The organism is Amycolatopsis circi (genome assembly GCF_003385235.1).
GTDB classification, from domain to species: domain Bacteria; phylum Actinomycetota; class Actinomycetes; order Mycobacteriales; family Pseudonocardiaceae; genus Amycolatopsis; species Amycolatopsis circi.
In genome coordinates, this window is record NZ_PQIA01000036.1 from 1 (window position 1) to 15,587 (window position 15,587).

Annotated in this window: 2 protein-coding genes; both read right to left on the reverse strand. The window is 70.5% G+C overall.

Annotated features, from left to right (window positions below):
- Positions 1–791, reverse strand: a 791-nt coding sequence (locus D0D37_RS17890; RefSeq protein ID WP_116201692.1) for an MFS transporter, incomplete at its 3' end; no start/stop codon positions are given.
- Positions 788–15,580: a non-ribosomal peptide synthetase gene (locus D0D37_RS17895; protein WP_116201693.1), complete on the reverse strand. Its 14,793-nt coding sequence runs from the start codon at positions 15,578–15,580 to the stop codon at positions 788–790. The genes D0D37_RS17890 and D0D37_RS17895, both read right to left, overlap by 4 nt.
- Positions 15,581–15,587 lie beyond the last annotated feature (7 nt).

Sequence of the window (15,587 nt, forward strand, 5' to 3'; positions counted from 1 at the left end):
GCCCCCAGCATCGCCGCCATCACCCCGATCTCCCCGGCAGGCACCCCCCGCTCATTAGCCAACACAATGATCACCAGGTAATAAGCGGAAAAGAACAAATTCAAACTGACCACGCACAAAACAGTCGCCCGCAACGGAGGCCGCGACCACACCCACCGAAGCCCCTCGACAATCTCCCGCCCAAGATGTTTAGGCGGCCCGCCCTCCGCCCGCTCCGGCTGCCGCGGCAACCGCACGAACAACAACGATACGAACGCGAACACATGCGCGACCACGTCGAAGAGAAACGGAACAAACCGCCCGACCGCGAAGAGAAACCCGCCAAGCGCAGTCCCGGACAACTGCCCCGCACTCGTCCGAGCAGCATTCATCGCCACCGCAGAAGGCACCTGCTCCTCCGCCACCAACCGAGGCAGACTCGCCTCCTCCGCGGGCTCGAACAACGCCCGGCTCAACCCCATCACAATGGCCACCACGACGAGCATCCACACATCCGCGACGCCCCAGTACAACGCCAGCACCAACCCAATCGCGGCCACCGCCTGCGCGGCCTCGCAGCAGAGCATGATCCGCTTGCGAGACCACCGATCCACCAACGCCCCCGCCGGCAACCCGGCAACGAGCTGACTGATCGCGACGGCCCCGAGCACGAGCCCGGACTGCGCTGCGGAACCGGTGAGCGCCAGGACCAACAGCGGAAAGGCAATGATGGTGGTGCTGAACCCGGCCTCGGAGACCACCTGGCCGGTCCAGAGCAGCCGATAGTCGCGATTGCCTGCGATCCCGCTCATGCCTCGCCGCCCCGGCAATCCGCCGCGATAGCCCGCAACGCGTCCGCGAACCCCGCAGCCACCCCGGCCACCGTCGCCCGCGAATGCTGATCCGGCTGGTAGTACCAGGAAAACTCCAGCTTCCCCTCCCGCACCCCGCCGACGACCTCCAGCGCGTGCGGCGACCGGTTCGCCGGGTCCTGGTCCCGGCCCAGCGGCGGGAGCGAGCGCCGGAACAGCCCGTCCCCGGACCCGGTGTTCTCGCCCTGCCCCAGGTAGTTGAAGGCGACCCGCGGAGCAGAGCGGCCCAGGTCGGGGAAGCGGAAGGACCGCAGGACCCCGTGCCCGAACCCGTTCCCCGGCACCGCCCGCAGCTGCCGACGGACCGACTTGACCAGGTTTCGCCAGCTCGCGGCCGGATCGACCTCCAGCGCGACCGGGAACAGCGTCGTGAACCAGCCGACTGTCCGGGTCAAGTCGACATCGTCCAGGATCTCCTCCCGGCCGTGGCCTTCGAGGTCGACCGCCACCGCCGGTTCGCCGGTCCAGCGGTTGAGCGTCCAGGCCAGCGCGGTCAGCAGGACGTCGTTGATCCGCGTCCGGTACGCACCGGGGGCCAGGTGCAGCAAGGCATCGGTGTCCCGCTCGTCGACGCGGATCGTCACCAGTTCCTGCGGCTCCGGAGCAGCGCCCGCCCGGTCCGCCGGGATCTCGCAGCCGGGCAGGTCACGGGTCCAATGCGCACGCTCGCCGTCCAGCGCGCCGGATTCGGCGAACTCCCGCAGGCGGCGCGCCCAGTCCCGGAACGACGTCGTCTTCGGGCCCAGGTCGGGCTTTTCCCCGGCTTCGATCTGCCGGTAGGCCCGCTCCAGATCCTCCAGCAGGATGCCCCACGAGACAGCGTCGACGACCAGATGGTGCGCGACCAGGAAAAGCAGCGGATTCTCGGCACCGTCCGACACGAGAGCCCGCAGATGCGGCGGCCGGGCCAGGTCGAAGCTCGCCTGGGCGTCCTCGGCAGCCGACTCCAGGTCCACAGTGGACACTCGACGCAGCACGGAACCGGAATCGACGGGGTCGTTGTGCTGGGTCCACCCGTCGGCGGCCTGCTCGAAGCGCAGGCGCAGGGCGTCGTGCTGAGCCACCAGCGCGTCGATCGCCTGCCGCAGGATTTCCTCGTCCACCGGGCCGTTCAGCTCGATCAGCACGGACTGGTTGAAGTGCGCGGGATTCGCCGGCGACGAGTCCAGGAACCATCGCTGGATCGGCGTCAGCGGAACTGACCCGACCACGGCTTCGCGGTCGTCCTCGGGCGCATCGGCCGGCTGGACCACGCTCGCCAGTTCCGCGACCGTCTGGTGCGTGAACAGATCCTTCGAGCGCATCGCCAGCCCGGCCTGCCGGGCGCGGTGCACGACCTGGATGCTGAGCAGCGAATCGCCGCCGAGTTCGAAGAAGTTGTCCGTGGCGCCGACCTGCGGGATTCCGAGGACCTCGGCCCAGACGTTCGCCAGCAGTTCCTCCAGCTCAGTGCCGGGCGCGACGTACTCGGCGGTCTGCAGCTCCGACAAATCCGGCTCCGGAAGCCCGGCGCGGTCGATCTTTCCGTTCGGGCTCGCCGGAATCGCGTCGAGCGGCACGAACACCGACGGGACCAGGTAGTCCGGCAGCGTCTCGCCCAGGAATGAGCGCAGCTGAGCGGTTTCGCCGACGACGTAGGCGACCAATCGCTTGTGCCCACCGGCTTCCCGGGCCACGACGACGGCTTCGCGCACCTCCGGGTGCTTCCGCAGCGCCGCCTCGATCTCGCCCAGTTCGACGCGGAACCCGCGGATCTTGACCTGGTGGTCCACGCGCCCGGCGAATTCGAGGTCCCCCGCCGCCGTCTGCCGGACGACGTCGCCGGTGCGGTACATCCGCGATCCGGGCGGGCCGAAGGGATTCGCCACGAACCGGTCGGCGGTCAGGCCGGGCCTAGACAGGTATCCCCGGGCCAGTCCGGCGCTGCGGACGTACAGCTCGCCCGACGATCCGATCGGCACCTGCCGCAGCTCGGCGTCCAGCACGTACGTTTCGGTGTTCCGGATCGCTTTGCCGATCGGCGGCGGTCCGCCCGGCGACAGCGGTTCGCTCCACGAGACCGCGACCGTGCATTCGGTGGGCCCGTACGCGTTGATCATCCGCCGCCCCGGCGCCCAGCGGGCGACCAGTTCGGCCGGGCAGACGTCACCGGCCACGACGACCGTGCGCAGGTCCGGCAGCGGCACGTCAGGCACCGTTGCCAGCGCGACCGGCGGGAACACCGCGTGCGTGATCCGGTGTCCGGTCAGCACCTCGGCCAGGTGCGCGCCGAGCAGCGGCCCTTCGGGCGGAACGACGAGCGCGGCGCCCGCGGACAGAGTCAGGCAGAGTTCCACGACCGAGGCGTCGAAGCTCGGCGAGCTGAACGCCAGCACCCGGTCGCCGGGGCGGACCTGGAAATGGCCGATCGTGGCGGCGGCGAGGGTGGCCAGTCCGGCGTTCGGCACCACGACGCCCTTGGGCCGCCCGGTCGAACCGGACGTGTAGATCACGTACGCCGGTTGCTCCGGGTCGACGGGGACGTCGAGATTCGTGTCGGCGTACTCCCCCGCGTCGAGTGCGCTGTCCACGACGAAGACCGGGTCGGCGTCGCGCAGCATGAACTCGATGCGCTCGGCGGGATAGCCCGGGTCTACAGGCAGGAACGCGGCACCGGTCTTCGAAATCGCCAGTTCGGTGACGACGAGCGCGGTCGAGCGCGGCAGCCGGACGGCGACGATTCGTTCCGCACCGGTGCCCCGGTCGATCAGCAACCGGGCCAGCTGATTCGCCCGCGCGTTCAGCTCGGCGAAGGTGATCTCCCCCGAGTCGGACACCAGCGCGGGAGCGTCCGGAGTCCGCGCGGCCTGTGCTTCGACCAGCTGTGCCAGGGACGCTCCCGAGTCCGCCGCCGCAGTGTCGTTCCAAGCCCGCAACTGGTCCACTTCGGACTGCGGCAGCAGCGGCAGAGACGCCATCGGCTCGTCCGGCTGAGCAGCGAGAACCGTCAGCGCGGTCAGCAAGCGACCCGCCAGCCGTTCGATCGTCGAGGCGTCGAACAGGCCGGTGGCGTAGTTGATCGCGGCGTGCAGCGACCCGCCGTCCTCCTCGAATTGCACAAGCAGGTCGAACGTCGCGGTCGTCGCGGGCAGCGCGACCTCCTCGGCGACGAGCGAACCGCCGCCCGGACGGTCGCCGGTGTTCTGCAGCACCACCATCGCCTGGAACAGCGGTGTCCGGCTCGGATCGCGGACTGGCTGGGCGGCGTCCACCACGCGTTCGAACGGCACGTCCTGATGGGCGAACGCGTCGAGCACCGTGTCGCGCACGTCGCCGAGCAACTCCCGGAACGAGCCGCGCGAGTCCACTGTGGACCGCAGAACCAAGGTGTTGACGAAGAAGCCGATCAACCGCTCCAACTCGGCCCGCTCGCGTCCGGCGGTCACCGTGCCGACCGCGACGTCCTCCTGCCCGCACCACCGCGACAACACGACCTGGAAGGCCGCGACCAGCGTCATGAACAGGGTGCCGTGCCGGGTGCCCGCGAGTTCGCGGAGGTTCGCGGCGACCTCGGCCGGAATGGCGAAGCCGTACCAGTCCCCCTCGCTCGTGCGGACCGCGGGGCGCGGCCGGTCGGTGGGCAGTTCGAGCGGCGCGAGCCCGGCGAGCCGGTCCCGCCAGTGGTCGAGCTGCTCGGCGAGGTCGAGGCTGTCGAGGAAATCCCGTTGCCAGGCGGCGAAATCCGCGTACTGCACGGGCAGCGCGGGCAGCTGCGGCTCCTCGCCGCGGACATAGGCGGAGTAGCAGGTGTCCAGTTCGGCGGCCAGCACTCCGGCCGACCAGCCGTCGGTGACGATGTGGTGCAGCACCAGCAGCAGGACGTGGTCGCCGGTTTCCTCCCGGAACAACCGGGCGCGCAGCAGCGGGCCGGTGCGCAGGTCGAAGGGCCGGAGTGCTTCGCGCGCCAGCACGGTCTCGTCGAAGTCCGCCACCGGAAGTTCGATCGGCGCAGGCTCGTGGATGATCTGAACGGCATGGCCCTCGATCGCGTCGAAGGTGGTGCGGAGCGATTCGTGCCGGGCGACGACCGTGGTCAAGGCCCGGCGCAACGCATCGATGTCGAGTTCGCCGCGCAGACGCAAGGCGGTGGGAGAGATGTATTCCAGGCCGCCGGGTTCGAATTCGTCCAGGAACCACAAGCGTTGCTGAGCGAACGACAACGGCAGCGCACCGTCCCTCGCGACGACCGGGATCGCTTCCGCAGCGGCCTGCTCGACAGGGAGTTCGGCGGCGAACTGGCTGAGCGTCGGGGCGGAGAACAGCATCCGCGGCGACACCTCGACTCCGAACTCGGCGCGCACTCTCGACGTGATCCGCATGCTGAGGATCGAATCGCCGCCCAGCTCGAAGAAGCTGTCATCGGCGCCGACGCGGTCGATGCCGAGGACGTCGGCCCAGATCGCGGCGAGCCGCTGTTCGACGGCGGTCCGCGGTGCGACGTACTCGGCGGTTCCGGCGCGGCCGGGGGCAGGCAGCGCACGGCGGTCGAGCTTGCCGTTCCGGTTGAGCGGGAGCGCGTCCAGCGACACGAACGCCGACGGGACCAGGTGCTCCGGCAGCCGTTCGCGCGTCCACTCGCGCAGGCCCTGCGCTTCGCCGACGACGTACGCGACCAGGCGGCCTTCACGGGCGATGACCGTGACGTCGGCGATCGCCGGATGCCGCCGCAAGACGGTCTCGATCTCCCCTGGCTCGACTCGGAACCCGCGGATTTTGACCTGGTCGTCGACGCGTCCGAGGTAGTCGAGCGAGCCATCGGCGGTCCAGCGGACCTGGTCGCCGGTGCGGTACATCCGCTCCCCCGGCGGGCCGAAGGGATCCGCGACGAACCGGTCCGCGGTCAGGCCCGGCCGACCGAGATAGCCGCGCGCGAGCTGCGGTCCGGCGAGGAACAGCTCGCCGGGCAGGCCGGGCGGCACGGGCTCGCCGGTGTCGCCGAGGACATACGCGCGGAAATTGGTCAGCGGACGGCCGATCAGCGGTTGGTCCCCGGTCACCGGCGCGTGGATCGAGTCGACGGTCGCTTCGGTCGGGCCGTAGTAGTTGTGGCCGGTGACATCGGCGGCGGCCAGCTGCCGCCACAGCGTTTCGGTCGCTGCCTCGCCGCCGGTGATCACTGTGCGCGGCCGGACTTCGCCGGTCGCCAGCCCGGCGTCCAGCAGTTGCTGGAGGTAGGCCGGGGTGAGGTCGAGGAGGTTGAGCCCGTGCGCGCGGACGGCGCGGACCAGGGCGCGCGGGTCGAGCCGGGTGTCATCGTCCAGCACGTGCAACTCGTGGCCGTCGATCATGGCCAGCAACGGTTCCCAGGACGCGTCGAAGGCCAGCGACGCGGTGAGCGCCGTCCGCTCCCGCCCACGGTCGAGGAAGACCGCGCGGTGCGCCACCAGCAGGTTCACCAGCGCGCGGTGCTCCACGACGACGCCCTTCGGCGTTCCCGTCGAGCCCGAGGTGTAGATGACGTACGCGGCGGTGTCCGCGTCCGGCCGCTTCGAGAGCGGCGCTGGCGGTGCGTAACTCTCGTCCGGCCTGCCCAGCACGACCACCGGGCGCGCGTCGTCCAGCAGGAAGCGGACGCGTTCCGCCGGCAGATCCGCGTCGATCGGCAGATACACCGCGCCTGCCTTGAAAATCGCCAGCGCGGCGATGACCGCCTCGGCCGAGCGCGGCAGCATGACGGCCACCACTCGCTCCGGCCCGGCACCCCGCTCGATCAGTTCCTCCGCCAGCCGCGTGGCGCGGGCGTCGACCTCCGCGTAATCCAGGACGGTGTCGTGGAAGACCAGCGCGGTCTCGTGCGGCATCCGCGCGACGGTCGCGTCGAACACGTCCAGGACAGTCTCGGCCGGGAGGTCGGCCGAATCGCCGTGTCCCAGGGCCAGCACGTGGTTTCGCTCGCCGGCGGTGAGCGGCGAGAGCGAGCCGACGCGACGGTGCGGATCGGCGGCGATCGCGCGCACCAGCTGGGCGAGGTGCCCGGCCAGCCGCTGCGCGGTGGTCTCGTCGAACAGCTTCGGGTCGTAGGAAAGTTCGAGCCCGAGCCGGTCGTGCAGATAAGCGGTGAGGTTCAGCGGATAGCTCGTCGTGTCCAGCGAATCGACGTCCAGCACCCGGACGCCGTCCTGCCCGCTGTCTTCGATCGGGTAGTTCTCGAAAACCACCACGCTGTCGAACAACGCCGCGCCCGCCGGAATCCCGGTGAAGGTCTGCAGTTGCGAGAGCGCCAGGAAGTCGTACCGGCGCGCGTCCGCCTGCTCGGCCTGGATCGCGCGCAGCCATTCGGCGGCCGACTGTCCATTTCGGACTTCCACCCGCGTCGGCACGGTGTTGATGAACATCCCGATCATCGCTTCGACACCGGGAAGTTCGGGCGGCCGTCCGGAAACCGTGGTGCCGAACAGGACGTCCGGCTCGCCGCTGTAGCGCGCGAGCAGCAGCGCCCACGCTCCCTGCACGACCGAGTTGACCGTCAGCGCGGCGGCTTTCGCCATGTCACGCAGCTCCGCCGACTCCTCCGCGGACAGCTCGACCAGCAGCGTCGCCCCGGATTCCGCGCGGTGCGCCTCGCGGGGACGACGGTCGTACGGCAGTGGGGTCGGCGCGGCGAAGCCGTCGAGCACCTCGCGCCAATGCTCCTCTGCTGCGGCCCGGTCCTGGCTGGCCAGCCACGCGAGGTAGTCGCGGAACGGTCGGCGCGGCGTCAGTTTCGCTGGCGTGCCTTCGACAATCGCCGTGTACTGCTCGCACACCTCACCGAACACCTGGGCGGCGCTCCAGCCGTCGAGCAGGACGTGGTGCGAGGTCCACAGCAGTTGCACCTGGTCGTCGGAAAGCCGGGCGATCTCCAAGCGCATCAACGGCGGGGTCGTCAGATCCATGCCCGCCGCCAGGTCGGCTTCGAGCAGTTTCGCCAGCTCGGCCTGCTGCGCTTCCGGGGCAAGGCCGCGCCAGTCGTGCTGCCCGACCGGGACCCGGACGCCGCGATGGACGCGCTGCACCGGCTCGTCGACGCCGTCCCACACGGTGCTGCTGCGCAGGATCGGCGTCCGGTCCACCACCCGCTGCCAGGCCTCGCCCAGCGCTCGCGGGTCCCGGACCCCGGCCAGCCGCAGCCGGAACTGGTCGAAGTACGCGCTCGACCCGCTGTCGACCAGGCTGTGGAACACCATGCCCGCCTGCAGCGACGTCAGCGGATAGATGTCCTCGACTTCGCGGCCGTCCCCGGCCAGCCGGTCCACCGTCGCCTGGTCGAGCCGGGCGAGCGGGAAGTCCGACGGCGTGCGGCCACCGGCGGACGCACAGTGCGCGATGATTTCCCGCAGCGCTTCGACGGTCGCGTCGGCCAGGCCGCGGACGGTCGCCTCCTCGTGCACCTCGGCGGAGTATTCCCAGGTCAGGTGCAGTTCGCCGGATTCGACCACGCCGACGACGTCCAGCAGGTACGGGCGGACGCTGTCCGGCGCGGAATCGTGGCCGAGGCTTTCCCCGCGCCCCTGGTAGAGCCCGTCCTCGGCGGTCCCGACGTCCCAGCGGCCGTGGTAGTTGAACGAGATCTGCGGAGTCGGGTCGTTCCGCAGCGGAGACTCGCTGAGGTAGCGCAGCGCTTCGTAGCCGACGCCCTTGTTCGGGATGGCGCGCAGTTGTTCCTTGACGGACTTGAGGATCGCGTCCCAGCCGTCGCCGGGCACGGTCAGCGCGACCGGGTACTGCGCGGTGAACCAGCCGATCGTCCGCGACAGATCGAGCGGTGCGGCGACGTCCTCGCGGCCGTGGCCTTCCATCTCGAGCACGACCTGGGACCGGCCGGTCCAGCGCGCCAGCACGCGAGCGAGGGCGCTCAACAGGATGTCGTTGACCTCGGTCCGGTACGCGCCGGGCACGTCCTGCAGGAGCGCGGAAGTCTCTGTGCGGCCAAGGGAAATCGACACCGAACGTGCCGACTCCGCGGTGTTGCGCCCGGAGCGGTCGACCGGGAGTCCGGTCTCGGTCCCGTGCAGCACGCTCCTCCAGTACTCCGCCTCGCCGGCCAGCCCGCCGGTGCGGACGTGGTCGGCGAGCGTCCGGGCCCAGTGTGCGAACGAACTGCCCGCCGGTTCCAGCGGCTCGCCCTGGTAGGCGTGTTCGAGGTCGCCCAGCAGGACACGCCAGGACACGCCGTCCATGACGAGGTGGTGCGCGGTGAGGAACAGCTGCGGCGACCGATCCCGGAAGGTGAAGAGCACCGCGCGCCACACCGGGCCGTTGACGATGTCCAAAGAGGTCTGGGCGCGCACTGCCTCGTCGTGCATCGCCGCGACTATGTCGTCCACTTCGGACAGATCGGCGTGCCGCAGGATGTCCGCGGATTCCGTGGCCGCCGGTTCCTGCTGCCAGCTTCCGTCCACTAGGGAGAACCGCATCCGCAGCGCGGCGTGACGGGCGGTCACGTCAGCGATCGCGGCGGTCAAGCGCGAAACGTCTACTGAGGACAGTACAAGGTGGACAGACATGGTCAGCCGCCACGGCTCGTCCAGGTGCGCGAACAGCCACGACTGGATCGGCCCGAGCGGCGCTGGCCCGGTCTGCTCCGGTGCCTGCTCGACGGGTCCGCCAGTGGTGACGACCCGGCCGAGTTCAGCGATGGTCTGGTGCTGGAAAAGATCCTTCGACGTCACCGTCAGCCCGGCTTGGCGGGCACGGGAGACGACCTGGATGCTGAGGATCGAGTCGCCGCCGAGGCCGAAGAAGTTGTCCTCGACGCCGACCTGGTCGACGCCGAGCACGGTCGACCAGACTTCGGCCAGCGTGGTCTCGATCTCGGTACGCGGGGCCACATAACGGTTTTCGACCCGTGCACCGGGTGCGGGCAGCGCTCGGTGGTCGAGCTTCCCGTTCGCATTGAGCGGCAGCTCGTCCAGTGCGACGAACACCGCCGGGATCATGTGCGCGGGCAGCGAGCGGGCGAGGAACTCGCGCAGCACGGTGGTCCCCGGCACCGTTCCGGTCAGGTACGCGACCAGTCGCCGGGCATCGCCGGTGCCGTGTGCGACGGCAACCGCGCCGGTCACGTCCGGATGCGCGGACAGCGCCGCCTCGACCTCGCCCAGTTCGATGCGGAAACCGCGGATCTTGACCTGGTGATCGGCTCGGCCCCGGTAGGCGAGTTCGCCGTCCGCGGTCCAGCACAACAGGTCTCCGGTGCGGTACATCCTGGTGCCCGGCTCGCCGAACGGGTCCGCGACGAACCGGGACGCGGTCAGGCCGGGGCGGTTCAGGTAGCCGCGCGCGAGGCCTGCGCCCGCGACGTACAGCTCGCCGGTGACACCGGGCGGCACCGGTTCGAGGCAGGCGTCCAGGACGTAGGCACGCAGGTCCGGGATCGGCACGCCGACGGTCGCGCGGTCGTCGAGCACGCGATACGTGACGTGCACGGTGGTTTCGGTGATGCCGTACATGTTGACCAGCTGCGGTCCGGCCGGATACCGCCGTCGCCAGTCCTCCAGGCGCACCGGATCCAGGGCCTCGCCGCCGAAAATCACGTACCGCAGGCTCAACGGCGCGGACGGCAGCGCGCCGAGCCGGTAGAACGCCGACGGCGTCTGGTTGAGCACGGTCACCTGCTGTTCGGCCAGCAGAGCCAGGAATTCCTCCGGCGAACGGACGGTGTCGGACGGGACCACCACGAGGCGGCCGCCGTGCAGCAGCGCGCCCCACAGTTCCCACACCGAGAAGTCGAACGCGTAGGAGTGGAAGAGCGTCCAGACATCCTGGTCGCCGAAGCCGAACCAGTGCTCGGTCGAGGAGAACAACCGGGTCACGTTCGCGTGCGGGACGAGCACGCCCTTGGGCATGCCGGTGGAGCCGGAGGTGTAAATGACGTACGCGGTGTTCTCGGGCCGGACTCGCACGCCGGGATCGGTGTCCGGTTGGCCGTCCGCCGCGATCGTGTCCACGACGCACACCGGTTGTGCGTCGGCCAGCATCGCCTCGATCCGCGCGGCCGGATAGTCCGGGTCGATCGGCAGATACCCCGCGCCGGACTTCAGCACGGCGAGGATCCCGACGACCAGGTCCGCCGAACGCGGCAGCCGCAGCGCCACCAGTCGCTCCGGTCCGGCCCCCTCGGCAATCAACCGGTGCGCGAGGCGGTTTGCCCGCCGGTCCAGTGCTCGGTAGGTCAGTTCGACGCCTTCGCAGGTCACCGCGACGGCGTGCGGGGTGCGGGCCGCCTGGGCGGCGAACAGCCGGTGCAGCGTCGGCTCCGGAGCCGCGACGGCGGTCGGGTTCCATTCGCGCAGGACGCGGTCGCGCTCGTCGGCAGTGATCCACGGCAACCGGCCGAGCGGCTGCTCGGGAGTCGCCGCGATCCCGGCCAGCAGGAGATGCAGCCAGCTGCTCAGCCGTTCGATCGTGGCCGCGTCGAACAGGTCGGTGTTGTAGTTGACGACCGCGTCGAGCCGCCCGGCGGTCTGCTGGAAGTGGATCGCCAGGTCGAACCCGGCGGTCACGATCGGCGGCGCGACCTCCTCGACGGCGAGCCCGGGCAGCGCGGGGCGGGCGTCCGGGGTGTTGTGCAGCACGACCATGACCTGGCACAACGGGGTGCGGCTGGGGTCGCGTTCGGGCTGGACGTCGTCCACGACGCGGTCGAACGGGACGTCCTGGTGCGCGAACGCGTCGAGTACGGTGTCGCGGACTTCGCCGAGGAACTCGGCGAAGTCACGGGTCGGGTCCACAGTGGACCGCAGGACGAGCGTATTGGCAAAGAAGCCGATCAGGCCTTCCAGCTCGGTGCGTTCCCGGCCGGACACGACGGTACCGACCGCGACGTCGTCCTGCCCGGACCACCTCGCGAACAGCAGCTGGCAGGCGGCGAGCAGCGTCATGAAGAGCGTGCTGCCTTGCTGCCGGGACAGTTCCGCGAGGCGCGCGGTGGTGCCGACCGGCACGCTGAACTCGTGCAGCGCGCCATTCTTCGTGCGGACGGCCGGGCGTGGCCGGTCGGTGGGCAGTTCCAGCGGTTCGAGACCGGCGAGGCGGTGCCGCCAGTAACTGAGCTGGCCGTCGAAGTCGGTGCGGTTCCGTTGCCAGACCGCGTAATCGGCGTACTGCACGGGCAACGACGGCAACTCCGGCTCGTCGCCGCGGGTGAACGCCGCGTAGAAGACGGCGAGTTCGCTCAGGAGCACGCCTGAGGACCAGCCGTCGGTGACGATGTGGTGCAGAACCAGGGTGAGCACGTGGTTGTCGGGGCCGAGCCGGGTGAGTGCGGCGCGCAGCAACGGGCCGGTGTGCAGGTCGACCGGTCCGGTCGCCGCGGCGAGCGCGGTGTCCAGGTCGCCGTCGAACGCCTGGAGGTCGACGGCGTGCGGCGGGTGGACGATCTGCACGCCGCGGCCGTCGACCGTCGCGAAGGTCGTGCGCAGCGACTCGTGCCGGGCCACCAACGCGGTGAGCGCCTGGTTCAGCGCAGGCACGTCCAGGTTGCCGCGCAACCGGAGCGCGGTCGGCGAGACGTACTCGGTGCTGCCGGGGTCGAATTCGTCGAGGAACCAGAGTCGTTGCTGGGCAAAGGAAAGCTGTGCTTCGAACGGTCCTTCGCCACGCGGTAGAAGCGGGATCGCCTCCTGCGGCGCGGACGCGTCCGGCAGTTGCGCGGCCAGCAGCGCCGGGGTCGGCGCGGTGAAGACCAGCCGGGCGGGCACGTCGGCGCCCAGTTCCGCGCGCAGCCGCGCGACGACCCGGATGCCGAGCAGGGAATCGCCGCCGAGCGCGAAGAAATCGTCGTCGACGCCGACGCGTTCCAGGCCGAGCACCTCGGCCCAGACGTCGGTCACCAGCTGTTCGCGCTCGTCTCGCGGGGCGGTGTACTCCGCGGACGCGGAAATCTCCGGTTCCGGGAGCGCCCGGCGGTCCAGTTTGCCGTGCCGGGTCAGCGGAAGCTGGTCGAGGCGGACGAACACCGACGGCACCAGATGCGCGGGCAAAGTCCTGGCGAGTCCGCTCCGCAACCCGTCGGAGTCGCCGACGAGGTACGCGACGAGCCTGCCGCCGCGCGCGTCGACGGCGGCATCGATAACACCCGGCTGAGCACGCAGTGCGGTCTCGACTTCGCCGGGCTCGATGCGGAAGCCGCGGACCTTGATCTGGTCGTCGGTCCGGCCGAGGTGTTCCAGCTGACCGTCGGCGGTCCAGCGGGTGCGGTCGCCGGTCCGGTAAAGGCGGGTTCCGGGCGCGCCGAAGGGATTCGCGACGAACCGGTCGGCGGTCAGGCCCGGTCGGCCGAGGTAGCCGCGCGCGAGCTGGGCGCCGCTGAGGCAGAGTTCGCCCGGGACTCCGGCCGGGACGAGCCGGAGCTGTTCGTCGAGAACGTACGCGCCGACGTTCCCCAGCGGACGGCCGATCGACGGCCGCTCCCCGGCCACCAGCGCCCACGTCGCGTCCACAGTGGACTCTGTTGGACCGTAGTAGTTTCCGGCGGCTACCCCGCCTCCGGCCAGTTCGTGCCACAGGCTTTCGCCGATGGCCTCGCCGCCGACCATCAGGAATTCCGGACGCTGCGCGCCGGTAAGCAGTCCGGCGGGCAGCAGCTGGCGCAGGTAGGACGGGGTCACGTCGAGGAAGGCGATGCGTTCCTCGCGGACGTAGCGGGTCAGCGCGGCCGGGTCGAGCCGGGCTTCGTCGCTGATCAGGTGGAGTTCGTGGCCGTCGGCGAGCAGCAGCGGTCCTTCCCACGACGTGTCGAACGACAGCGACGCGGTCAGTGCGACCCGCAACCGTTCGCGACCGAAAGCGGCATGGTGGTTGGCCAGGAGGTTCATCAAGGCCGCGTGCTCGACCACGACGCCCTTGGGCGTGCCGGTCGAACCGGACGTGTGGATCACGTAGGCGGCATCCGACGGTTGCGGCCGGGCAGGGCGCGGACCGTCGGTGAATCCGCCGATGCGGTCCAGCACCACCACCGGCTGCGTGTCGGCCAGCAGCACCTCGATCCGCTCCGCGGGCAGACCGGGATCGATCGACTGGTGCACCGCACCGGCTTTGAGAACGGCGAACAACGCGATGATCGCGTCCGCCGAGCGCGGGAGCAGCACGGCCACCACCCGGTCCGGCCCCGCACCCCGGTCGACGAGATCCGCGGCGAGCACGTCGGTGCGGGCGGCGAACTCCGCGAAACTCAGCCGGACATCGCCGCAAACCAGCGCGGTCGCCGTGGGCTGGGTCCGGGCCCGGTGGTCGAGGAGGTCGACGATGGTGCCGTCCGGGACGTCGAGCACCGGGCCGCGCCAGCCGAGCAGCTGGGCTTCCTCGGTCTCGGTGGTCAGCGGCAGATCGGCGATCCGGCGGCCCGGGTCGGCGCCGATCCCGGCCAGCAGTCGCAGCAGGTGCGCGATCAGCCGGTCGATCGTCCCGACCTCGAACAGTTCGGTGCTGTATTCCACAAGCCCGGCCAGGCGGCCGTCGGCTTCCTCGAACTCGACGGTGAGGTCGAAGTTGGACGAATCCCGCGCCACGCCGGCCGGTTCGGCGGCCAGCCCCGGGAACACCGGCCCGGTCCCAGTGGCGTTGTGGAGCAGCACCATGACGTCGAACAACGGGTTGCGGCCGGGGTCGCGGCCCGCGTGCACGGCGTCGACCACTTCCTCGAACGGCACGTCGTCGTGAGCGAAGGCGTCGAGGACCGACTGCCGCGCCACGGCCAGGTGGTCAGCGAACGAAGCCAACTGGTCGACCTCCGAGCGCAGGACGACGGTGTTGACGAAGAACCCGACGACCCGCTCCAGCTCCGGACGGTCCCGGCCGGAGACGACGGTGCCGAGCGCGATGTCCTCCTGGCCGGTGTAGCGCGCGAACAGCGCCTGGCAGGCCGCGAGCAGCACGGTGAACAGCGTGGTTTCCGAGGTGCGCGCCAGTTCCGCGAGCCGCCGGGCCACGTCCGCGGGAACGGCGAACTCGCGCACCGCACCGGCCGTGCTGCGGGCGGCCGGACGCGGACGGTCGGTCGGCAAGTCCAGCGGGGTTACGCCGGTCAGCTGCCGGGTCCAGTGCTCCAGCCCGGCGGCGCGAGTCGGGCGATTATGCTGCCACAGCGCGAAATCCGCATACTGCAACGGTTGCGGCGCCAACTCCGCGCGCTCGCCGTCGCGATAAAGAAGGCCGAGTTCTTCGGTCAGCACGCCCATCGACGCGCCGTCGGTGGCGATGTGGTGCACGCACACCAGCAGCACGTGCTCAGCCAGACCAAGGCGCACGAGCACCGCCCGCAACAATGGCCCGTGCGTGAGATCGAACGGCCGCGAATACTCCGCCCGCAGGACAGCGTCGAGGTCTTCCGGCGCGGCATCCACCGCCGGAAGCGCGACTTCATACGGCGGCTGGACTAGCTGCGCCGGTTCGCCGTCGACCTCGTGGAAGGTCGTGCGCAGCGGTTCATGCCGGGCGACCAGCAACCGCAACGCGGTCGCCAATGCCTCGACGTCCAGTTCACCGGTCAACCGCAAGGCGAACGCGCTGTTGTATTCGGGATCGCCCGGGCGGAGCTGGCTGAAGAACCACAGCCTGCGTTGCGCGGACGACAAGGGGACGGGGCCGGAACGGTCGGCGGCGGCCGGGATCTCCGGCGCGCGACCGGCCGTTCCGGCCATCCGGCGGCGCAGCGCTTCCTGCAGGTGAGCGGGCAGCGCCGCGATGCGGTCTTCACGGGACGCGGTCATGGGGAGT